We start from the raw sequence: 23,843 nt of genomic DNA, 5'->3' as shown, positions 1-23,843 counted from the left end.
AATTGGCTGGCCCGCTTTATAAGGGCTGGCCAATTTTATTAACTAAACCATCACCAAATGTCTGAAGTAACAAACATCGAACTAAGTGCCGAAGAGCCCGAAAACATCGATCTTTTTCCGAAAGCAGCCTACCCAAACATAACATCTGTTGTAAAGTTCTTTTTCGTGTATCTTGTTTTTCTGATCATCGTTACAATAATCGCCAGCATTATTTTTATGAATACACCAAAAGAATTTCCGGCGGTTAGATCGATATTCAAACTATTAATGAATTCTGCTCCTGTGCTGATGGCAATACAATATACTTTAAAAAGAGGCGAAAAACAACAAGGTTATCCATCAACCATAAATTATGGTAAAATTAACGGGTGGCTTATCCCGGTATTGATCATAGCGGCAGTAGCATTCTCAATCGTTTTAGAACGAATTTCAGTATTGCTACCAATGCCGCCGAAGGTTCGAGAGATATTTGAGAGGATGTTCACCAAAGATTTATTCTCTTTCACGAGTGTTGTTATTATAGCTCCAATCGTCGAGGAAATTTTGTGCAGGGGCATTATCTTAAAAGGTTTATTGAAAAATTATTCACCTACTAAGGCCATATTCATCTCTGCAGTACTTTTTAGCGTACTGCATTTAAATCCATGGCAGGCTATTCCTGCTTTTTTCGGAGGTTTATTTTTAGGTTGGATCTATTATAAAACGCAATCTGTAATTCCTGGAATGATTTTTCATGCAGCCATAAATACTACTGGATTTGCATTTTTGTTTTTAGGAAACGCCAAACAAGATCTGCCTGATATTTTTGGAGGGATGTATTATCCTGTGTTATTAATTTCGATAATTGTTTTCGTAGCGATGTGCATATTGATCCATAAAAAAGCAAGAGTTACTCCCGCCACTTACCCAATCTCTAACCACTAACCTCCAATCACTTATTTAGAACATATCCAAATAACATTTGTATAATACACTAACAGCTTTCAAATGTTATTTTTTGTAAATTCGCCGTCCTAAGACCGGATAACGGGCTTAACGTCAATTTCTTTTACTTTTCACCTAAAAAATCAAATACAAATGGCTTTTGATTTAGATATGATCAAAAAGGTTTACGACCGCTACAGCACCCGTGTTGAGGCTGCCCGTAAAGCGACCGGTAAACCTCTAACTTTAACCGAAAAGATTTTATATGCCCACCTTAGCGAAGGCGATGCCCAAAAAGCATTCGGCCGCGGGGTTGATTATGTTGATTTTGCTCCAGACCGTGTAGCTATGCAGGATGCTACTGCGCAGATGGCCCTTTTGCAGTTCATGCAAGCTGGTCGCCCGCAGGTTGCTGTTCCGTCTACAGTACATTGCGATCACCTGATCCAGGCTAAAATTGGCGCTGTTGAAGATTTAAGTACAGCTGTTGACGTTAACCGTGAAGTTTACGATTTCCTGGCTTCAGTATCTGATAAATATGGCATTGGTTTCTGGAAAGCCGGTGCGGGTATCATTCACCAGGTAGTGTTGGAAAACTATGCTTTCCCGGGCGGTATGATGATCGGTACCGACTCACATACACCTAACGCAGGTGGTTTAGGTATGATAGCTATTGGTGTTGGTGGCGCTGACGCCTGCGACGTAATGGCCGGCCTACCATGGGAGCTTAAATTTCCTAAACTGATCGGTGTTAAATTAACCGGTAAACTTTCTGGCTGGACTTCAGCAAAAGACGTAATCTTACGTGTTGCTGGTATCCTTACTGTAAAAGGCGGTACCGGTGCCATTGTTGAATACTTTGGCGAAGGTGCACGTTCAATGTCGGCAACCGGTAAAGGTACTATCTGTAACATGGGTGCCGAGATCGGTGCTACTACCTCTATCTTTGGTTACGACGAAAAAGCTGCTGCTTACCTTAAAGGTACTCAACGCAGTGATATCGCCGATCTGGCTGACGCTATTGCTGAACACTTAACCGGCGACGAAGAAGTTTACGCAAACCCTGAGCAATATTTTGACCAGGTTATCGAAATTAACCTGAGCGAGCTTGAGCCGCACGTAAACGGTCCGTTCACTCCGGATTTGGCATGGCCTATCTCTAAATTTGCTACCGCTGTTAAAGAAAACGGCTGGCCTACCAAATTAGAGGTTGGTTTGATTGGTTCATGTACCAACTCATCTTACGAAGACATTACCCGTTCAGCTTCTATCGCTAAACAGGCTATCGATAAAAAATTAAAAACTCAGGCCGAATTTACCATCACTCCGGGTTCTGAGCAGGTACGTTATACTGTTGATCGTGACGGTTACCTTGCTACTTTTGCCGAAATGGGCGGTGTGGTATTGGCTAACGCCTGCGGACCATGTATTGGCCAGTGGGCCCGTCATACTGACGATCCTACCCGCAAAAACTCTATCATCACTTCGTTTAACCGTAACTTCGCTAAACGCCAGGATGGTAACCCTAACACTCACGCATTCGTAGCTTCTCCGGAAATTGTTACTGCTTTCGCTATCGCGGGCGATTTAACTTTCAACCCCCTTACCGATACGTTAACTAACGAAGCGGGCGAGCAGGTTAAATTTGACGAGCCTCAAGGTATCGAATTACCGGTAAAAGGTTTCGCGGTTGAAGATGCAGGCTACCAGGCACCAGCCGAAGATGGCAGCAAAGTTGAAGTTATTGTTTCTCCAACTTCATCACGCTTACAATTGCTTGAGCCATTTAAAGCCTGGGAAGGTACCGACATTACAGGCCTGAAACTGTTGATCAAAGCTAAAGGAAAATGTACTACTGACCACATTTCAATGGCCGGCCCATGGTTGAAATTCCGTGGTCACCTGGATAACATTTCAAACAACATGCTGATTGGTGCTATCAATTACTTTAACCTCACTGCCGATAGCGTTAAAAACGAATTAACCGGCGAATACGGTCCTGTACCAGCTACCCAGCGCGCTTACAAAGCAGCAGGTATCGGTTCGATAGTAGTGGGCGATGAAAACTATGGCGAAGGCTCATCACGTGAGCACGCAGCTATGGAACCACGGCACCTTGGTGTACGTGCCATACTGGTAAAATCATTTGCCCGTATCCACGAAACCAACCTTAAAAAACAAGGTATGCTGGGTATCACTTTCGCTGATAATAACGATTACGATAGGATCCAGGAAGATGATACCATCGATATCACCGGCTTAACTACTTTTGCCCCAGGCAAACAGTTAACCGTTGTATTGCACCATAAAGATGGTTCAACCGAATCATTCCCTGTAAACCACACTTACAATGCGCAGCAAATTGAGTGGTTTAAAGCAGGCGGTGCGCTGAACATCATCCGCAAGCAAATGGCATCTTAATTTCGGGTATCGGAATTTGATTTCGGATTTAATATTTGAAAAGCCTTCCCAAATGGGGAGGCTTTTTTGTTGGATAAAGATCGTTCGCGAGGACACGAACGATGGGGATGAAAGATAATATTTCCCGTTGGCCGTGTCCCCACGCCAATTATATTCAATAAAAAAGCGCCCGTGGGGACACGAGCGCCGGGGAAAGCGTCATTGATCTATGAACTATCAACTATGATCCATGGACTAAATGATCCATGAATCAAAAAATTAGAATTTATACCTAACAAACGCTTCCATAGCCTCATATTCAGCCAAGCCGAGGCGGTCATAGCGTTGGGCTGTATCGCGGGTGCGGTCTTCTGCACGTACCCAAAACTCCCTTGCATCATCACCCGGGAATACCGGTGTATCTTTCTGCGACTGGTGTTTGAAGATCGCATTACGTTTGCGGATCACCTCCTGTGGTGACAATGGTACCGCCATCTCTATCTCATAAGTTTCAAACTCGTGCCATGCACCGCGGTACATCCACAGCCAGCAGTCTTCTACCCAGGCTTCCTTGCCTTTTAACCTGTCAAGTGTTGCTAAGATGATCTTGAAACACACCAGGTGGGTGCCGTTAGGATCTGCAAAATCACCGGCCGCGAAGATCTGCTGTGGTTTTACTTTTTGAAGCAGTTCGATGGTTAATTGAATATCTTCCTCACCTACCGAGTTCTTTTTGGTTTTGCCTGTTTCGTAAAACGGTAGCGCCATGAAGTGGATATGATCGTCCTGCAGTCCTGCATATCTTGCACCTGAAATTGCTTCCGTTTTCCTGATAAAGCCTTTTACATTCCTGATCTCCTGGGTATCAATTTCGTTTGGCTGTTTGTTCGGGAAGAAGGCACGCATATCTTCATAGGATTGTTTCAGGTGCGCGGTGTCTTCGCCAATACTTTTCGTAAAATCGATAGCGAATTCCATGTACCTCAATACATCGTCATCCCATACCGCGGTATTGCCCGAGGTTTGGTAAGCAACGTGCACATCATGCCCCTGGTCTACCAACCTGATAAACGTACCGCCCATCGAGATCACGTCATCATCCGGGTGAGGTGAAAAAATGATGGAACGTTTTTTGGCAGGCAGCGCCCTTTCCGGTCTTTGCGAATCGTCCGCATCCGGTTTGCCACCCGGCCAGCCGGTAATAGTATGCTGGATCTGGTTAAAAATATCGATGTTGATATTATATACCGGGCCCTGTTCTACGGCAAGCTGCGCCATGCCGTGGTTATTGTAATCTTCTTCAGTCAGTTTTAGTACCGGTTTGTTAACCTCATTAGCCAACCAGATCACAGCCTTTTTCTTTAACTGGTTATCCCATACGCAATCTTTTACCAACCATGGGGTATCAAACCTGGTCAGTTCTGAGGCGGCATCTGCATCAAGTACAAACTCTACATGTTGTGATAATTGCAGGTAGGTTGCCGGTACTTCGCCCGAGATCTCTCCTTCTACCGCTTTTTTGATGATCGGAGCTTTCTTCTTGTTCCAGGCCATCAATATGATTTCCCTTGCCTTGAAGATGGTGCCGATACCCATCGTGATTGCTTTCGTGGGTACATCAGCTTTACCACCAAAATCCCGCGCCGCATCACGCCTGGTCAGGTCGTCAAGCGTCACCATCCTGGTACCTGAGTTAGGTGCCGAGCCCGGCTCATTGAAGCCGATGTGGCCTGTACGACCGATACCTAAGATTTGAAGGTCTAATCCACCAAGCCCTTCAATCTGCTTTTCGTAGGCTAAACAGAACGCGACAACTTCATCTTTATCCAGTGTGCCGTCGGGAATATGAACGTTATTCTTTTCTATATCAATATGGCTAAACAAATTATCGTACATGAACGTCACATAGCTTTGTGCTGCTGTGGGTTTCATGGGGTAGTACTCATCCAGGTTAAAAGTGATCACATTTTTAAAGCTCAAGCCTGTTTCTTTGTGCTGCCTTACCAGTTCGGCATATACCCCTATCGGGGTTACACCTGTGGCAAGCCCTAATACCGCTTTTTCGCCTTTGGCCTGTTTTGTGCGGATCAGATCTGCTATCCGGTTCGCTACCGCCACCGAAGCTTCCTGTTGGTTACTGTATACGCTTACCGGTAACTTCTCGTAACGTGTCTCTTCCAATAAATTTAATCGTGCCATAATTTGTTCAGAACCTATATGTTATATGTTAAAGTTTAAAAAAGTCGTTATACAAAAAACCCCCGCCGGGGCGAGGATTTTTATCAAACCAATTAACAAAAATGTTTATCCTCACCGACATGAGGGTAAAGTAAAGTGCGTATAATAATAAGCTGTGCATTATCACTACAAACTTAATAAAACAAAATTTGAATTAAAAGAACTTTTTAAATTATTTTAATAAGTATTTTATCCCGTAAAGCATGGTTTAATGATTGTTTAGGTTAAAATTTGCACTTATGTCTATAATTCCGGATTGTAACGCCGCGGAATTGTGAAAGCTGAAGGAAATTGATTCAATAAAGTTTTACAGTTTGGAGTAAGGTTTATTTTATATACAAATAATTGATTTATAGGCAGCTAATGATGTCCAAATTAATATAAGATTACAAGAACATCGCCTTTAAAAATATGGGCGTTGCCTGCGGCCCGGGCTTTTCGTTCCAAGTCCTCGCCTTTCCTGCCCGCAAACCCTGCGCACACTGCGGACTTTCACTGCAATCCCTAACGCGCCCAACCCGCCATCGCTAATTACCCAAAGACAAGCCCAGAGTGTCATGCCGAACTTGTTTCGATACCTCACAGAACAAGTAGTCGATTTGCTTAGCGTGGGGCTTAGCAGGTGAGGTGTTGAAACAAGTTCAACATGACCGTTATTTTATCCTGTCATGGGTAGTATCAAAAATTCCCCAAAAAGGCAAAAGAGTTCCTGATGGGCAGGAATACTCTTTTTGCTAACCAATTATAAAACATAAATCATGAGATGAGAAGAGATGCAGGGGTGGAATCGAACCATCCATTTGCTGCCGGCCAGCTCCTGCCATTTAGTTTAAAATGAACCCCATTTGCAAACTAATCTGTTGCAAATATATAAATATTCTATTAAATCTATATATTTAGTAGAATTTATTCATGAAAGATTCATCTTCCTTAAATATCCCATTAATTATCAGCATTTTAACTATTCTTGTCAGCGTGGGTCTGACTTGTTAGAACAGATCTTTTCGAAAGGAACAGGGTACTCTTCGCCTAATGACTTTTCATATTCGGCACTGAACTCCTCATAAATTTTCCGGGCATGTTCAATGCCTTTGGTACGGCGCAGAGCTTTAAGTTTAAACTTGATACCGATATCATTAAACGGATCGATATTCAGCACGATGCGTGAGATCTCCAATGCTTTTTTATAATCAAAGGCATCATAAACCTTTTTTATCGCCGGCAAAACAACCGGCATCAGTGCTTCCTCGTACTCCTGTTTAAAATCATCAAGCCAAATTTCAGGAATATGCTGCAACAGCCCGCCACGGGCAACCAAGTCGAAATAATTGAACGCAGACGGCTCACTTCCATTAGTCTGTTTAAGTGACTCCCTCACCACAAAATAATCGCAATAAAAATCTTCGGTGATGATAAAACTATAGGTATCATTCAGAAAGGCAAGTTCCAGGCCATCTATATCCGAAAGGATATTGCGAAGGTGATTGATGGTTACGCCTCGAATATTTTTAGTTTTAACCACATCCTTCTCAGGCCACAACGTAGTAGAGATTTTTTTTGATACCACCCCATTCTTTTCGCGGCTGTTTAACAAAATAAGAATAAACAGCTGCTTGATCTTGGGACTAAACAGGTAAGTAATATCCCGCTTGTTTTTATCGTAAACAGTAAACTCGCCCAGGAGATAAACAGCGTTGGCTTTGTTACCTATTTCAGTTTCACTTTTTTCTTCGGCAATACGCTCTTCGTTAACAACAGGAGCAGGTTCATCGTTCTCCTTTTTCCGCCTTAAGAAAAATACGACGATCCCGCATAACAACACAAGCGCAGACGCACCACCCAATATCCTGTATAAAGTAAAAGATTTGCTTTTGGGTTGGTGGGCGGCTACAAATGCCTCCTGGCTCACAGGCGGTGCAGTTAGTGCGAAGATTTTTATGGTAGACCGGGATGGTGTTTCAAACTCCTGGGTAGTGCAATAAAACACATCCTGTTTAGCATTGTAAAACAGGTTATGATCTGTTTCTATCCGCTCGGACACAACGGGGATAGTACCGCTTACAACATGGTATGAACCATCCTTTATTGAAAACTTATATAAGCGTAAACTGGTTTTAGGCCGTTCGTGCGGATAGCATAACACATAAAAAAAATGCTTATCCTTTGATACGATAAGGTTATTAGCAGGTACAAATGCCTCCTCGTCCGGCTTAATATCCCATAATTTTTTGATGGTACGACTGCTAAGGTTAACCCGGTACAGATCATAATAGTGCATCCCGCCTACTACCTGGTTGCCCGATTGATTGCCGTAACCGCCAAAAATATAAACGTCATTGTTTTGATCGGCCGTACTTGCTGCCGAGAAAAACCGCGGATTGATCACATCGCCGGTAAAGCTTTGCTGCTGCCAGGCATCCGTAATTTTATCGTATTTAAAAAAGTTATTGTAGTATTTAAATGAGCCGTACCCGCCAAACAGGTAAAAGTTATTAAAGTCCTTATCATAAAAAATATTATGATGGTGCCTTTGCTCCATTATGGTCGATTTACCATAAAAATCCCAGTTAAGGCTATCAAGGTTAAAGGAAGCAATGCTTGGAGCAGGCTGCGGGGCCCTGAGCACTTCATATATATAACACTTATTTTCCTTAAGGTTTACGATGCTTTTGCCCAGGTGCAGGGGGACGGCCAGTTTATTTTTGAACGGCTTTGTTCCCACTGCGTCACGCCCTGCATCATAAAACATAAGCGAATCACTCTTAAAAATAAAGAACTGCTCATTTTTTTCATTAAAGTTGATTCCGGCAACCTCATTAAAAGTATGCTCGAACTTTTGCTTCCAGAAATATGATTCATTGATAAGCCATGCCGGATTGTCAACATGGCCCAGGTTATCACCACCGGCTGTAAAAACATCGTTCCCCGTCCATTCACTAAGCGGGAATGTATAGGTTTTATCATCGTTACTGACAACCAGGTTTTTGATGGCCATATTGGGCACGTCCGAATAATGTTCGTTTTTACCGAAAGTGATCTTTGCAGTTATTTTACCGGTAAAACCCAGTTCGTTGGCCCGATACCATTTCCCGTTTACGGAGATGCCTACCTTATCACCTTTCAGGTCAAGATCAACTATCACCTTAAACCATTTACGTCTTTTCAGCAAAGCATCAGGAAGGGGAATGCTGAGTTTGTTGCTCCGGCTATCAATATTAAAGTTGAGGAATGAACCCTGGTTATAAATGGCACTCAGGCTGTATGAGTTGCCCTTGTCATCTGTTAAGTTTAGGATGTAGCCAAGGTGTTGGTTGTCCCATAGTGAAAGATCGAAACCAATAACAAGGCGGTCATGAAAAGTTGGCAAATCATCCTTAAAAACCTGGTAAGAGGTACGCTTGCTCATCAAGCTATCATTTGAACCAAACTGCAACCCCTGCCCCCTGCTCTTAATTGCAGACAGCAGTATAATAAAAAGCAATACAAGCTTACATGCCCTTTTTGAAAGCATTAAAACCTCACTTTTTTTCACCATTGATAATACATGTTTAAACTCGCTGATCAGGACAGCACTACAGGTTAGAATAATATGCTAAAATATACATTTTTTGAGTACCGCAGGAGGGGGATTTTCATCATTTCGACCGTCGGTTTGCTGCAACTGCACCCATTATACCTCAATACGGCCGCGCTAATTAATCAACCGTAAAAAACTTTTTACATAAGCGCGTTAAACCCGCCGCAAGCGCATTTAAGTGCACATTTTCAACTATAAACCTACCCCTCAGGCACTTACCGTAATAAAAATAATACATTACTTATGGGCCTGAGCATAGTCATACTAAAACATTTTGCCCAGAGCAGATATTCTTACTTGCACTAACGAGTAAGTATCAGCCGCTACAGGTATAATTTTAAAAACTATGCCATTGAAAGTAAAACATATCATAACGTTCTTTTTATTGCTCATGGGCTGTTCAGATCTTTACGCCCAGGATAGCACACTGGTGGGCAAATCGCTCAAGTGGGACCTGGCTAAGTGTCTCGACTATGCCAAAAAGAACAACATCCAGATCAACTCATTGCGCCTGTCGCAGCAAACCAGTCAGCAGGAATATTTATTAGCTAAAGCCGCCCGCCTGCCCGACCTTTCGGCCACGGGTTCACAAACCTTTGCTCATGGCAATAATTTCAGCAACGGCGACAACGGAAGGCACTCGGGTTATAACGTATCGGGCTCGTACGGGCTAAGCTCAAATGTTACGCTGTATAACGGCAGCTACATCAACAACAATATCCAGCAAAAAAACCTGCAGGTACAATCGGCCAACCTGGGTATACTTCAGCAGGAAAACGATATTGTTTTACAGATAACGCAGGCCTACCTTACTGTACTGCTGGATAAGGAAACCGTGATCTACAATACCGATCTGCTCAGCACTACCCAGGCACAGGTTAAACTGCAGCAGCAGCGCTACAATGTAGGCAGCGTGGCCCGTAAGGATCTGATCCAGCTGCAGGCCCAGCAGGCTACCGACCAATATACGCTGGTAAATTCAAAAAATGCCGTTCGTAATGATCTGCTTACCCTAAAGCAATTGCTGGTATTGCCAACCGATCTGAGTTTCGATATTATGCAGCCGGATACAGTGATTGCCCCAATTGATAGTATTTCATCATTCCGTGAAGCTGAACAAACAGCCCTGCAAAACCGCCCTGAGGTTAAGAGCGGTGAGTTAGGCGTTAAGATAGCACAATATGACGTGGAGAAAGCGAAAGCTGGTTATAAACCTACACTTACAGCAGGCGCATCGCTTAATACCGGGTATGCCAATGGGCAGGGAGTTTCATTCGGAAACCAGATCAATAATAACTTTTACCAGCAATTGGGGCTTACCCTGGCTATCCCAATCTTCACCAAAAGGGTGGTAAAAACACAGGTTGAAGAGGCAAAGATCAGCGTAAAGCAATCGCAGCTTGATCTTAAAAACACTAAGATCACGTTATCCCAAACCGTTGAGCGGGCTTACATTAACGTACAAAACGCACGCAGCCAGTTTGATGCCGCTGCCGAAGAATATAAATACAGCAAGGAAAGCTACCGCATTGCCAGCGAGCAGCTTAAAGTGGGCGTAGCCAATACGGTTGATTTTTTATTGCAAAAAAACTTGTTTGTGCAGGCACAGCAATCATTTGTACAGGCCAAATACAATGCCCTGCTCACATTAAAGATCTATGATTTTTACAGGGGGGTACCTATTACATTATAATACCGGTTATCATGAAAAGCAGTTATAAAAAGATACTCATTATTGCAGGCATAGTAGTAGCGCTGGCGCTCATCTGGTTCCTGTTCATCAGAAAAAAGGAAGAACCCATTGTGCTGCAAACCCAAAAGCCAGCTAAAGGCTATATAGCCCAAAGCGTAACAGCAACAGGCCGTATCGAGCCGGTGGATACTGTTACGGTAGGCACCCAGGTATCGGGCATTATTAAATATGTTTATGCCGATTTTAATTCGAAAGTTAAAAAAGGCCAGCTCATTGCCGAACTGGATAAGTCGCTGTTACAGGCCACGGTTGATCAGGCTAAGGGCACATTGCTTAATTCGCAAAGCCAGTTGGTTTTTGCGCAAAACAACTTCGGCAGGCAAAACCTGCTGTTCAAAACCGATGCCATCAGCAAAGCTGATTATGACACCGCGCTCAATACACTGAACGCGGCAAAAGCATCGGTTAAGAGTGCGGCAGCACAGGTCCGTTCGGCCGAAAAGAATTTATCTTATGCGGATATCTATTCGCCCATTGATGGTGTGGTACTTAACCGTAACGTGAGCGTGGGTCAAACCGTTGCGGCAAGTTTCAGTACCCCTACCTTGTTTGTGCTTGCTAAAGATATTACCAAAATGGAAGTTGAAGCCAATGTGGATGAAGCCGATATAGGCGATGTAAAAGCGGGCGAGCGGGCTTCATTTACGGTTGACGCTTTTATAAACGACCAGTTTGCGGGCACGGTTGAGGATATCAGGCTGCACCCTTCAGTGTCATCAAACGTGGTTACTTACACCACCATTATCAATGCCCCTAATGATGATATGAAACTGAAGCCCGGCATGACCGCCAGCATCATTATTTACACCAAAGAAGTTAATAACGCCCTGCTGATCCCGGCCAAAGCATTGAGTTTTACTCCCGATTCGGCATTAATGAAAGATTATGAAATAGTAGGTAAACTGGGACACAAAGGCAGCAAAAAAAGAAGCGGCGGTCAGGGAGGCAGCAGCGCTGCGGGCGGGGCAGGAAACGGCGGGGCCAATGACAATGCCCAGGCCATGCATACCGCCAAAAGTCGCAAAGACAGCAGCGGCGTAAACAGACAAACCGCCATAGTATGGATATTACAGGGCAAAAAGATAATTCGTAAAAAAATCCAGACAGGTTTGAATGATAATACCCAGGTTGAGGTATTATCGGGCTTAACAGCTGATGATGCGGTGATCACCGGTATTACCGGCGGGGCTTCAGGCTCGTCTACAGCAGCTACCAAATCAACAGGTAGTCCGTTTATGCCACAAAGACCACGTGGCGGAGGGGGAGGACGCCGGTAATGAGCAAAAAAATCTTAGATATACGTGAACTGAAACGCGAATTTCAGATGGGCAGTGAAACCGTACGTGCGCTTAAAGGTATTTCTTTTGAGGTAGAGGCAGGTGAGTTTGTAACCATTATGGGCAGCAGCGGCAGCGGCAAAACCACATTGCTCAATATTTTAGGCTGCCTGGATAAGCCCTCTATCGGCGACTATTTTTTGGACGGAGTAGATGTAAAGAAGCTTTCCCGGGATGAGTTAGCCCAGCTGCGCAACCGTAAAATAGGATTCGTTTTCCAGGCCTATAACCTGTTACCCCGTACATCAGCATTAGAAAATGTGGAGCTGCCACTTTTGTATAACAAAGAAATCAGCGTAAGCGAGCGCCGCGACAGGGCTATCCACGCGCTGGAAGCCGTAAAACTGGCTGAACGGCTTGACCATACGCCAAGCCAGCTTTCGGGCGGGCAGCAGCAGCGTGTGGCCATAGCCCGTGCCCTGGTGAACGAACCCGTAATGATCCTGGCCGATGAAGCAACAGGGAACCTGGATAGCCGCACCTCCTACGAGATCATGTTATTAATGCAGGAACTCAACTCACAGCAGGGCAAAACCATTGTGTTTGTAACGCATGAGCCTGATATTGCCTCCTTCAGCAGCCGTACCATTCAGTTACGTGATGGCAGGATCCAGAAGGATACCCCGAATACCAATCAACGCTCGGCAAAAGAAGTGCTTGCTGGTTTACCCGTTACTGATGATTATTAAAGTTAAGCAACCATGAATTTATTTAACCTGATAAGGATAGCTTACAAAGCACTTCAGCGTAATAAACTGAGGGCTTTTTTAACTATGCTGGGTATCATTATAGGTGTAGCATCGGTAATAGCGATGGTGGCTATTGGCCAGGGCTCAAAGCAAAGCATCCACGACCAGTTATCAAGCATGGGTTCAAATATGATCACGGTGCTGCCAAGCAGTAATTTAAACGGCGGTGTGCGCATTGCGGGGTCAAGCTTTCAAACGCTCACCCAAAAAGATATCACAGCCCTGCAAAAGGCGCAATATATCACCGCGCTATCTCCCTCAATTACCTCAAAAGGGCAGGCTATTAATGGCGCATTAAACTGGCCTACAACTATACAGGGTGTAAGTCCGGATTACCTCGACATTCGCAAGCTAAGTTTAAAAGATGGCATAGCCTTTACCGAACAGGATGTGATGACCTCGGCCAAAGTTTGTTTGATAGGACAAACGGTTATCGACAATCTTTTTCCTAATGGCGAAAATCCTATAGGCAAGGTGATCCGCTTTAACAAGATCCCTTTCCAAATTATTGGCATACTCAATCCCAAAGGACAAAACGCCTTCGGGCAGGATCAGGACGACATCCTGATAGCGCCTTATACTACCATCCAAAAAAGGATCCTGGCAACTATCTACTATCAAAATATCTATGCATCTGCAGCAAACGAACAAGTGACAGATGCAGCTGTAACCGAAATGACCCAGATCATCCGCGATTCGCACCGTTTGCGCGATAGCGAGGATAACGATTTCACCGTGCGTACCCAGGCCGAACTGATCAATACCCTAAGCTCAACCAGCGGGTTACTTACCGTGCTGCTTACCGTAATTGCCGGCATTTCGCTGGTAATTGGCGGTATCGGCATCATGAATATCATGTATGTTTCGGTAACAGAACGTACCCGCGAGATCGGCCTGCGTATGTCTATCGGTGCACGCGGAAAAGATATCATGCTCCAATTTTTAATGGAGGCTATCCTGATCAGTATTACGGGTGGTGTTATTGGTGTAGTGCTGGGGATTGTATCATCAAACCTGGTTACGCTCGCCTTATCATGGCCAACCATCGTATCTGAATCATCGGTATTACTCTCATTTGTGGTTTGCGCCATTACGGGGATCTTTTTTGGATATTACCCCGCACAAAAGGCCGCAAGGTTAGATCCTATTGAGGCTTTGAGATATGAGTAAAGTGTTATAATCGCCGGCCAGAGGCCGTGAGATGTTCCACCCGGTTGAAGCCGGGCGGCGGCGCAAAAACAATAATAAAGGTCATGTTGAACCTGTTTCAACACCCCACTCGCTAAGCGAACATGCTAAGCAAATCGTCAACCTGTCCCGTGAGGTGCTGAAACAAGTTAGCATGACAATTTGATGCCCGCCGCCGCTCGCCTTTGGCGAGTGGCAACTATACCCCGGCCTCTGGCCGGTCTGCACCATGCTATCATCACCGTATTTTAACATATCCAACCACGACCAAATGTTAAATTTTGGCGATGAAATGTTAAATCTACAGTATAAAATGTTAAATCTCTTGCACAACTAACTATTTAGTTATATTTTGGCTTTCATAATCGACCTTATGAAAATCACAATTATTGGACTACTGCTATTTTTCGTGGGTGCAGCAAACTTATCAGCCCAAACCAATTACAGCATTAAAGGAACGTTAGCCGATACCGTTGCCAATTCAAAATTAGCTAACGCCAGCATCAGCGTTATTAGCGCTAAAGATTCCATCCTGCAAAAATTCACCCGTGTTAAGGATGATGGCACCTTCACCATTAACAATTTAAGCAAGGGTAAGTTTATTGTACTGGCCACCTACCCCGGTTATGCCGATTTTGTAGAGCGCTTTACTTTAGATTCGGCCCACACTACGCATAATTTTGGACGGATCAGCATGTTACTCAAGGAGCGGCTTTTACAGGAAGTTATTGTAAAGGGTAAAGCAGCTGCCATCAAAATTAAAGGGGACACTACCGAATTTAACCCGGCAGCATATAATATCCAGCCCAACTCAAAAGTTGAAGACTTGCTGAAACAATTGCCCGGTATTGAGGTAGATAAAGACGGCAAGATCACCGCACAAGGCCAAACAGTAAAGAAAGTACTGGTTGACGGTGAAGAGTTTTTTGGCGATGACCCTACGCTGGTTACCAAAAACCTGCGCGCCGATATGGTGGATAAAGTACAGCTTTACGACAAAAAGAGCGATCAGGCAGCCTTTACTGGCATTGATGATGGCGTAAAAGACAAAACCATCAACATTAAACTTAAGGAAGATAAAAAGAACGGCTACTTTGGAAAACTTGACGGCGGTATAGGTACCGATGGCTATTACCAGGGCCAGGCCTTGTTTAACCGCTTTAAAGGCAAACAGAAATTTTCACTTTACGGCACCCTCGGCAACACCGGCAAAACAGGTTTAGGCTGGGAGGATAATAACAAGTACGGCGGCGGCGGCAATATGGAGTTTGGCGACGACGGTGGCATTTATATTTTCGGGGGCGGTGACGATTTGGATAGTTTTGACGGCAGGTACAACGGAAAAGGGAAACCCGTAGCGCGTACCGGCGGCGCGCATTATGATACCAAATGGAACAGCGATAAGGAATCGTTAAACACTAATTATAAAATAGGTTCGCTAACTGTTGATGGTACGAGCAATACCCAGCAGCAAAATAACTTTCCGGGTAATATATCAAACAGCAACAGCGATCAGCGTAACCATAATTATATGTTCCGCCAAAAGCTGGATGTAAACTATCAGGTGAAGCTCGACTCGATGCAAAACCTGAAGATCACTGCCGACGGAACTTTAAAAAACAGCAATACCAGGAATAATTTCGCTACTCAAACCCGCCGCCTTGATGGAAGCCTCATCAACAGTAATGATCGTGAAAACACTGCCGATGTTGATGGCAAGGTATTTAACGCCAATGCATTTTACACCAAAAAATTCAAGAAAAAAAGCCGTACACTTTCGATAAACTTCAAAACTGCATATAACGAAAGCGACTCCAAAGGTTTCTTAAAATCTAATACACGGTTCTACGATTCGGTTGGTACCTATGTAAGCAAAGACACTATCGATCAGTACAAGATAAATAAAACCAAAAGCACTAATATCAATACCAACATAACTTATACCGAGCCATTGGCTAAGGATTTTACCCTTGCCATTAGCTATGCCTTATCGGTAAACAACGCTACTACCGACAGGCGCACGTTCAACAAAGATGCAGGCAGAGGACCTTATACCATGCTCGATAGCGTTTACAGCAGCGATTATAAGCTAAACCAGTTGTCAAACCAGGGAGGTATGGTATTTAATGTACAAAAACAAAAATATTCATTCAATTTTGGCACCAAGGTAGCCGGCGTAAGGTTTAAGCAGGTTGATGAATTTGGGCAGATTGCCGATCTGGTACGTAATTTTACCAATTGGTATCCGCAAGCATCCTTCCAGTACAAATTCACCAAACAATCAAGCTTAAGATTGAGCTACAACGGGAATACCACACAGCCCAATATCGATCAGATCCAGCCGGTACATGTAAATACCGACCCACTGAATATACAGGTAGGTAACGCAGCGCTTAAACCATCGTTTACCAACAGGTATAATATCAGCTATAACTCATACAAGGTGATCAGCAACCAGTATATCTGGATCAGCGGATCATACTCAACTACCAGTAACCCTATCGTGAGTAACGTAATGCGCGATACTACTACGGGTATCAGTACTTATCAATCGTCAAACCTTAAAAACAAATCAACCAGCAATTTCTGGATTAATGGTTATTTTGATAGAAAGATCCCCGGCCTGGATATTAACGCAGGGCTTGGATTTAATGGCAATGGCAATACATACTATAACCTGTCAAATAACGTACTTAACGAAACTAAATCATACAGCTACTCGGGCAACATCAGGTTATCTAAATATAAAGAGAAGAAATATGATGCCTGGGTTTCGGCGGGGCCTACTTATACCATTAACTCTTCATCACTTAATACTGTGCTGAACAATAACGGTCGTGGGTTTAATGCTAACGGAGGGTTCAATATTTACCTCCCCGGCAAATTCCAGATCGGCTCGGATGGTAACTATACCTATAACGCCCCGACAAAATCATTCCCGCAGGATTTCAGAAGGTTCCTGCTGAATGCCAGCATATCAAGAACATTCATGAAAGACGCCTTGAAAGCTACTGTATCAGGCAATGACCTGCTAAATCAAAATACTGGCTATAACCGGACAGGATCGGCCAATGTGCTTACCCAGGAGCGTTATACCACCATCAGGAGATATTTTATGTTCTCCCTTACCTGGGATTTTAACAAAGTTGGAGGTGGTGCACCTAAAAAATAACCTATCATGAAAAAGATTTTAAGCATAACAACCATACTGCTATTCAGCGCAAACCTTTTATTAGCGCAGGGCAACAAACACTTTGCATTTAACGGTACCATTGAGTATAACAAAACATCAAATGTATGGGCCATGTTGCAAAAAGCCATTAATAAAGATAACGAAATGTGGTACCAGCCCAGGTATGAACAATATAAGAAAACCAAACCCCAGTTTAAGGTGTTAAAAAGCACCCTGAAGTTTGGCAATAACCAAACGCTGTTTACACCTGTTGAACCGGAAACACCAGCAGCCGGTTACTGGAGTGAGCCAATGATGACAGCTCAAAACAGCACTGTATTTTCTGACTTTAATACAGGAATGAGTACCAGCCAAAAAAGTGTATTTGAAGAAACCTTTTTAGTGAAAGACACCACCCGTCATATCAAATGGAAACTTACCGGCGAAACCCGCGAAATTGCCGGCTATCCATGTCGCCGGGCAAACGGCCTGATTCTTGATTCGATTTATGTAGTAGCATTTTATACTGAAGAAATCCCTGTTTCGGGCGGTCCCGAATCATTTAATGGCTTGCCGGGTATGATATTAGGCGTAGCCCTGCCACACGAAAACGTAACCTGGTTTGCCACTAAAGTTACCGAACAGCCGATCGACGAAAAATCATTAACAGCACCTAAAAAAGGCAAAGCAGCCACGAACAAAAGCTTCATGACCGTATTGCAAAATGCCATGAAAGATTGGGGTACGGAGGGAAAAGAATATTTGAAGGGATTTTCGTTGTAGATAAGTACACAGATTTATACGACCTGTGTACTTAAGACTTACGAAGGTTTTGAAACTTCGTAAGTTTGATAAAAGTAAGTCCATACCCAGCGTCCGTGTCCCCACGGGCGCTTTTTTATATAATTTGACCGAGAGGACACTTCAATGGAGGAAGTAACTCGCTTGGTATTCCTTTACGCATTAGCCAGCGCCCTGTCCAAATGCACATAGCCGCCATCAACATAAATTAACTGACCGGTGGTATGGCTTGATACCGGCGACAATAAAAACACTACGGTATTGGCAATCTCTTCGGATGTGGTCATCCTGTTACCCAGCGGAATTTTCGCTTCGATCTCTTTCAGCTTGGCTTCCGGATCGGGCAGGGTTTTGATCCAGTTGGCGTAAAGCGGTGTCCAGCACTCGGCCACAACCAGCGCGTTTACACGGATGCCATATTTCAAAAGCTCAACAGCCCACTCGCGGGTAAGTGCGTTACGGCCACCGTTTGATGCTGCATAGCCCGAAGTATTTCCCTGGCCTGTATCGGCAGTTTTTGAAGTAATGTTAAGGATAGCGCCTTTTGATTTTTTAAGTTCGGGCAGGGCATGGTGTGCCATCAGGTAGTAATGCACCACATTTTTATGCAAAGAGGCCATGAACCCTTCGTAATCACCGCTTTCCAGGCCAACGCCATCGTTTACACCGGCGTTGTTCACCAACCCGTCAATACGGCCAAATTTGGCTACTACTTCGTTAACCGCGTTTTCGCTTGCTTTAGGATCGGTAAGTTCGGCCACTACCTGGTACGCCTTATGGCCTGCTGCTTCAACAGCCTGAACCGCTTTCATATTATCTGCTTCACCCCTGCCTATAATAACCGGAATCGCACCTTCGGCAGCTAACACTTTCACTATGCCTTCGCCTATGCCCTTGGCCCCTCCGGTAACAATAATTACCTTATCTGTAAGTTGTAAATTCATTTTATTTATTATAGATATATTAATGACTGCCGGCCATTACCAGCTTCTTAACTTTGTGATTATTGATAGCGAATATTAAAATGCCCAGGAAACAAAAGCCCGGCACTATATAAGCCATCTGGATGTTATGTGTAGCATCAGATACCCTGCCCATGATCACCGGGAATATAGCACCACCCACAATACCCATGATCACCAGTGATGAACCAAGTTTGGTTTTAGCGCCCAGGCCACGGATACTTAACGAGAAAATAGTTGGGAACATGATCGACATAAAGAACCAGGTACACATTAACGCGTAAACAGCTACTTCGCCTTTTAGCGTTACGGCCATACCGATCAGGAAAATATTGATAATTGCATAAGTAATAAGCAGTTTAACCGGGTTGAAATAACGCATGAGCAATGTACCAATAAACCTGCCTGCCATGAAACCCGCAGAAGCGATAGTGAGATAAAAAGAAGCTGGTTTTTCAGCAAATCCGGCTACTTTTTCTGAATAGCGGATAAAGAAACTGCTTATGCCAGCCTGTGCCCCTACATATAAAAACTCAGCAAAGATACCGGCCCTTAAACTTTTCACGTGCAACAGCTCGCTTATCCTTACACCAAGCGAACGGTTGTCGTTAACTGCCTCCTCACTGGTTTCTTCAACAATTGGCGGGAAGTGCGTGCGATAAATTAAGAATGCAACTACAAGCACCACTGCGCCAATTACCACAAAAGGAATTTGTACAGATGATGCTTCATGATTAAGATATTCATTCAGCTGCTCGGGCGACATTTTGCTTGATTCCGCATCTGTTAACACTTTTCCGGAGAGGATATATTTTCCACCAATTAACGGCGCGAGTGTAGCAGCGAGGCCATTAAACGATTGAGAGAAATTGATACGGCGATCAGCTCCCTCCGGATCACCTAAAACGGTGATATAAGGGTTGGCAGCTGTTTCCAAGAAAGCTGCGCCCGAAAATACGATAAACCATGCCACGAGAAAGAAAGGATAGCTCCGTACAGCCGATGCAGGATAAATAAGGAAGGCCCCTGTAGCGAAAAGCATAAGCCCCAATAATATACCGCCTTTATAACCGTACTTTTTCATAACAAGCGCGGCCGGAATAGGCAGCACAAAGTAAGCTATATAGGATGCCAAATCAACAAATGATGACTGAAGGTCACTAAGCTGACAAGCCTTTTTTAGGTGTGGTATAAGAATAGAATTAAGATTTAATGCGAATCCCCATATAAAAAACAAACAGGTAACAAGTATTACGGCGAACAGGGTATTATTTTTTTTTGACATTAGTGTTTATCGATTGGTTGTATATAATTACTTTGTTATTTAAATGTTGCCGCGATCTCATCTAACGAAATCCCCAGCGTTTTTAATGCTATTTTATTTAATGCGGCTTTGTTGCCTGTAAAATGGAATACACTGTGTTTATGCGTAAGTTTTTCGCCCGGTTTCAGGAATGCGGCCGGCGATACGCTTTCTATCTCATAAAAAGGCCCCATTTGCTTACCATCGGCCAGCGGTCCATCATTATAAGCATTTACTGCATCGCCGCTGTAAGGTGCTGTATCCGTTTTCCATTCCTGGTTTAAGTAGGAGGCTGCGCTATCTACGTCGAACATGGTTACCGTCAATACATCGTTCTCGGCATCGTAGCTACCGGCCATATTTTTTGCCCGGTTTGGCGGGATGCCCAGTTTACCACGACTTTTACCATCAGCTTTGAATAGCAGTATCCCGTTATTATAAGTGATCCTATCTTTCGGGATCTCGCCAAAATAATTGGTTGTAGCTACTTTACCGGTAGTTTTTTCATTGTATGGTACTACGATCACCACTTTTGGCGAAGGGGTAAACATATCTAAATTCCAAAGGCATGGTGCACCGGTTGTTTTATCCCAAACCTTATCACCTGCATTAATGATAGAATTTACTGTACTAAAGCCTACTGCCTTTACAGATGTGTCGGCATCAATACCAAGTACCTGTTGTATAGCATTTGGCTCCATGATCTCCACATCGCGCTCCAGCTTTATTGATAATTCAGTGCCGGCATAATTTTGCAGATGTGTGCTTTTGCTCATGGATACCTTTTTGTCCGACGACGAAATAAGGTCCCAGCTTTCGCTATCAACAGCGGCAGGCGTGTGCCAGTTGGCAAACTCCATTTTGGCGCCTGGCTTAAAAAACAATGAAAACTGTCCGCCTTCCGGCCCAAGCCACAGGCGGTCTTCACCTCCAAAAGCGTTCATATGCGGGTCGGGCTGCTTTTGGTCGAATGTTTCATACTTGATCCAGCCAAAGCTTTTGCCATTTAAACCGTCGGCAGTTGAGGTAAAAACTTTTGCCTGGTATTTGGGTGAGACGATGACCTGCCCCAAACCGCTGTTATCTTTTAAAACGATAACGCTATCCTTTGCTTTTAAAAAATCAAGATCAGATCCAAAAGTTCCTTTCATCGGTAGTTGAGGGTTGTGCATAGTACATGACGCCAAACCGGCAAGCAGCAAAACTAATGATGACTTTTTTAAAAGCTGCATATTGCCAGTTATTTATGCTTAGGGTTAAAACCAATCACATTCACCATCGTACCAATATGATCTATGCTGATTTCCACCACATCACTGGCTTGCAAAGTAAAGCTTGGCGGCGGTACCAGGCAAGTGCCCGTCATTAAAAAGCATCCGTTAGGGAAATCACATTCACTATATAAATAGCCGGTGAGCTCGGCAAAGGATCGTTTAATGCGCGATACAGTTGTTTCGTCTTCAAAAACCAACTCTCCATCGCGTTTAATGTTCATACTAATCACCGTTTCGCCGGGGATGGGCGATGATGTAACGTAAAGACAAGGCCCAAGGGCTGCGCTTTTTTCATACACCTTGGCCTGCGGCAGATAAAGTGCATTTTCGCCCTCGATACTCCGTGAGCTCATATCATTGCCAATGGTATATCCCTGGATATTACCATCGCTATTCACAAATAGCGTAAGCTCAGGCTCTGGCACGTCCCACTCCGAGTCTTTACGGATGTAAACCTCACCGTTATGCCCGGATACCCGATGAGCAAGCGCTTTGAAAAAAAGCTCCGGGCGCGGTGCGTCATAAACCTTATCATACAGGCTCGCGCCTGTTTCCGATTCTTCCATGCGGGCATCACGGCTGCGTAAATAAGTTACGCCGGCAGCCCATACTTCCTGGTTGCCTACGGGCGGTAATATCTTGCCGTTTAGATATTCATTCTCTACCTCGGCACTTAAAGCCGTGGTATCGGCAGTGATCGATTCAAGGTAGGCGGCTAAACCATCCCTGTTAATCAGTTTGTCCCAGTCATCATCAATAATATATGATGAACCGCGATGTTGTAATAGGCTGCCTTTGGCAAGTTTATATAGTTTCATTAGTTTACTTCCAGTTCGTCTTTTGAGGGAAATTTAGGGAAAGGGCCGTGTTCGCCCGTTTGGTACCAGAATACGGTTGAAGCGATATCATCCTGCAAGGGCATATACCGGCCATCATGTCGCCAGCCCAATGCTTGTATGGTAACCTTCAGACTTTTTTCAAAGCGGATGGGATCAACGATATGCCAACGGTACAGGCCGAAGCGTTGAGCAATGTTATAATGCCCATCACCGCGGATCACCTGCGGCAAACCGCTGTACGGGCTGCAAAATTCGGTATATTCGGTTCCGGGCTTCTCTTTTCCATCGGTATCTTTATGATGGGTATCAAAATCATACGATCCGCAAAAATAATCCTCGGTACCGGTTCCGTTTATTGTAGGGAATTTGGTGTCACCATCCATAAAAAACTTGATCTCACCTTCGCCCCACCAGCCATTTTTGTTGGAGCCATAAGCTATGTAAGTACCAACATATTGCCCTTTGCCTTTAATGCTATCCACCAAAACAAAATCCCTTTTATAAGGCAACGGATTTACCCTGCGAAACTGCGCGTGAAAATATCCGGCATCTTCAGGTACATCGGTCAGGGTATAATCAACCTGGTAATATAGCACCATATCCGCATCGTCGATATTTTCCATAGTGATGCGGCATTTTTTTCGGAAGGGCATAGGCCAGTAACAATTAAATGCACTGCCAGGGTTTACCGCCACAGCCAGTGAAGTGACGGGCGCATATTTACCCCAGCCCATGCAAAAGAAATCACCCACGGGCACCTCAACTGATGGTGTAGTTTCATCGTCCCAATAAAAGCGGATGATAGAATAGCGCCAGTTGCCGGTCGGCGTCATCCAGATATGCTGAATAGCGCCCGAACCATTAATTTCGGCAACGGTAAAAGTTGTATGCTTTTTGATGACAACGCTTGGGCTCACTTTCCAGGTCTGGCCCAGATCGCGCGAGGCGTTGGCACCCGTGCCGGTTGTGGCCATCCCTCCCTTACCCTTCTCACCAGTAAAATTCTCAGGACTAATAGACCGTGTTTTAGCATCAGAGGTACGGTAAAGGTTACCGAGCCCAACATCAAGACCATTAAATTTCTGCTGCGCATTAACAAACGAAGTGACAATAACACACAGGCAGATCGTTAAAAAATAATTTTTCACCATAAAACTTATCTTTAAAATCAATTAACGCAGTAATTGGTAATGCGCTCCAGGTTTATTTGTTTATGCTTCAGGCCATATTTAAAAAGCCATTCACAATCATATTGATAATTTTTCGCTATCCATACCGCTTTATAAGCATAACATGCGCATATTTTGGCATGGCATATTTGGCGGT

General features: G+C 44.1%; 15 protein-coding genes. 8 read left to right on the top strand and 7 right to left on the bottom strand.

What is annotated here, in order from left to right; all coding sequences use genetic code 11:
- Positions 1 to 57: 57 nt before the first annotated feature.
- Together SNE26_RS27200 and SNE26_RS27195 are read left to right on the top strand one after the other, a co-directional pair.
- Positions 58 to 924 carry a CPBP family intramembrane glutamic endopeptidase gene (locus SNE26_RS27200; protein ID WP_321556982.1) on the top strand — a complete coding sequence of 289 codons (867 nt, stop codon included), beginning with the start codon at positions 58 to 60 and terminating at the stop codon, positions 922 to 924.
- A gap of 153 nt (positions 925 to 1,077) precedes the next feature.
- Positions 1,078 to 3,345, top strand: coding sequence for an aconitate hydratase (locus SNE26_RS27195; RefSeq protein ID WP_321556981.1), 2,268 nt, complete (start codon positions 1,078 to 1,080; stop codon positions 3,343 to 3,345).
- Positions 3,346 to 3,603: 258 nt separating this feature from the next.
- Here the strand turns inward: SNE26_RS27195 and nagB are convergent, their stop codons facing one another.
- Positions 3,604 to 5,523 carry a glucosamine-6-phosphate deaminase gene (gene nagB, locus SNE26_RS27190; protein WP_321556980.1) on the bottom strand — a complete coding sequence of 640 codons (1,920 nt, stop codon included), beginning with the start codon at positions 5,521 to 5,523 and terminating at the stop codon, positions 3,604 to 3,606.
- A gap of 1,009 nt (positions 5,524 to 6,532) precedes the next feature.
- Positions 6,533 to 9,097, bottom strand: coding sequence for a kelch repeat-containing protein (locus SNE26_RS27185; protein WP_321556979.1), 2,565 nt, complete (start codon positions 9,095 to 9,097; stop codon positions 6,533 to 6,535).
- 388 nt (positions 9,098 to 9,485) lie between these two features.
- Here SNE26_RS27185 and SNE26_RS27180 point away from each other — a divergent pair, with 388 nt between their 5' ends.
- The 6 genes from SNE26_RS27180 (at position 9,486) to SNE26_RS27155 (ending at position 18,121) form a co-directional block, all read left to right on the top strand.
- Positions 9,486 to 10,832 carry a TolC family protein gene (locus tag SNE26_RS27180; protein WP_321556978.1) on the top strand — a complete coding sequence of 449 codons (1,347 nt, stop codon included), beginning with the start codon at positions 9,486 to 9,488 and terminating at the stop codon, positions 10,830 to 10,832.
- An 11-nt stretch (positions 10,833 to 10,843) separates the two neighbouring features.
- Positions 10,844 to 12,169, top strand: a complete 1,326-nt coding sequence (locus SNE26_RS27175) for an efflux RND transporter periplasmic adaptor subunit (RefSeq protein ID WP_321556977.1) — start codon at positions 10,844 to 10,846, stop codon at positions 12,167 to 12,169.
- On the top strand, positions 12,169 to 12,918 hold the full coding sequence (locus tag SNE26_RS27170) for an ABC transporter ATP-binding protein (RefSeq protein WP_321556976.1): 750 nt from the start codon (positions 12,169 to 12,171) through the stop codon (positions 12,916 to 12,918). Before SNE26_RS27175 ends, SNE26_RS27170 begins: the two co-directional genes overlap by 1 nt.
- Positions 12,919 to 12,930: 12 nt before the next feature.
- Positions 12,931 to 14,148 (top strand): ABC transporter permease, encoded by a 1,218-nt coding sequence (locus SNE26_RS27165; protein WP_321556975.1) that lies wholly within the window; start codon positions 12,931 to 12,933, stop codon positions 14,146 to 14,148.
- A gap of 391 nt (positions 14,149 to 14,539) precedes the next feature.
- Positions 14,540 to 17,338: an outer membrane beta-barrel family protein gene (locus SNE26_RS27160; RefSeq protein ID WP_321556974.1), complete on the top strand. Its 2,799-nt coding sequence runs from the start codon at positions 14,540 to 14,542 to the stop codon at positions 17,336 to 17,338.
- Positions 17,339 to 17,344: 6 nt separating this feature from the next.
- The gene (locus SNE26_RS27155; protein WP_321556973.1) at positions 17,345 to 18,121 is read left to right on the top strand and encodes a GLPGLI family protein; all 777 of its coding nucleotides are present in this window, start codon (positions 17,345 to 17,347) and stop codon (positions 18,119 to 18,121) included.
- 173 nt (positions 18,122 to 18,294) lie between these two features.
- Here SNE26_RS27155 and SNE26_RS27150 read toward each other — a convergent pair whose 3' ends face one another.
- From SNE26_RS27150 to SNE26_RS27130, 5 genes are read right to left on the bottom strand one after another with little or no spacing between them, the layout of a single operon-like run.
- Complete coding sequence (locus tag SNE26_RS27150; protein ID WP_321556972.1) at positions 18,295 to 19,083, bottom strand: SDR family oxidoreductase; 789 nt, start codon at positions 19,081 to 19,083, stop codon at positions 18,295 to 18,297.
- Between the two features lie 19 nt (positions 19,084 to 19,102).
- The gene (fucP, locus tag SNE26_RS27145; RefSeq protein ID WP_321556971.1) at positions 19,103 to 20,386 is read right to left on the bottom strand and encodes an L-fucose:H+ symporter permease; all 1,284 of its coding nucleotides are present in this window, start codon (positions 20,384 to 20,386) and stop codon (positions 19,103 to 19,105) included.
- 35 nt (positions 20,387 to 20,421) lie between these two features.
- Positions 20,422 to 21,636: a DUF6786 family protein gene (locus SNE26_RS27140; RefSeq protein ID WP_321556970.1), complete on the bottom strand. Its 1,215-nt coding sequence runs from the start codon at positions 21,634 to 21,636 to the stop codon at positions 20,422 to 20,424.
- 8 nt (positions 21,637 to 21,644) lie between these two features.
- Positions 21,645 to 22,496 (bottom strand): fumarylacetoacetate hydrolase family protein, encoded by an 852-nt coding sequence (locus tag SNE26_RS27135; protein WP_321556969.1) that lies wholly within the window; start codon positions 22,494 to 22,496, stop codon positions 21,645 to 21,647.
- Positions 22,496 to 23,668, bottom strand: a complete 1,173-nt coding sequence (locus SNE26_RS27130; protein ID WP_321556968.1) for a glycoside hydrolase family 172 protein — start codon at positions 23,666 to 23,668, stop codon at positions 22,496 to 22,498. Before SNE26_RS27130 ends, SNE26_RS27135 begins: the two co-directional genes overlap by 1 nt.
- Between the last annotated feature and the right edge of the window lie 175 nt (positions 23,669 to 23,843).

The organism is Mucilaginibacter sp. cycad4, assembly GCF_034263275.1.
GTDB lineage: Bacteria > Bacteroidota > Bacteroidia > Sphingobacteriales > Sphingobacteriaceae > Mucilaginibacter.
This window is presented reverse-complemented; position numbering and strand designations above follow the sequence as displayed.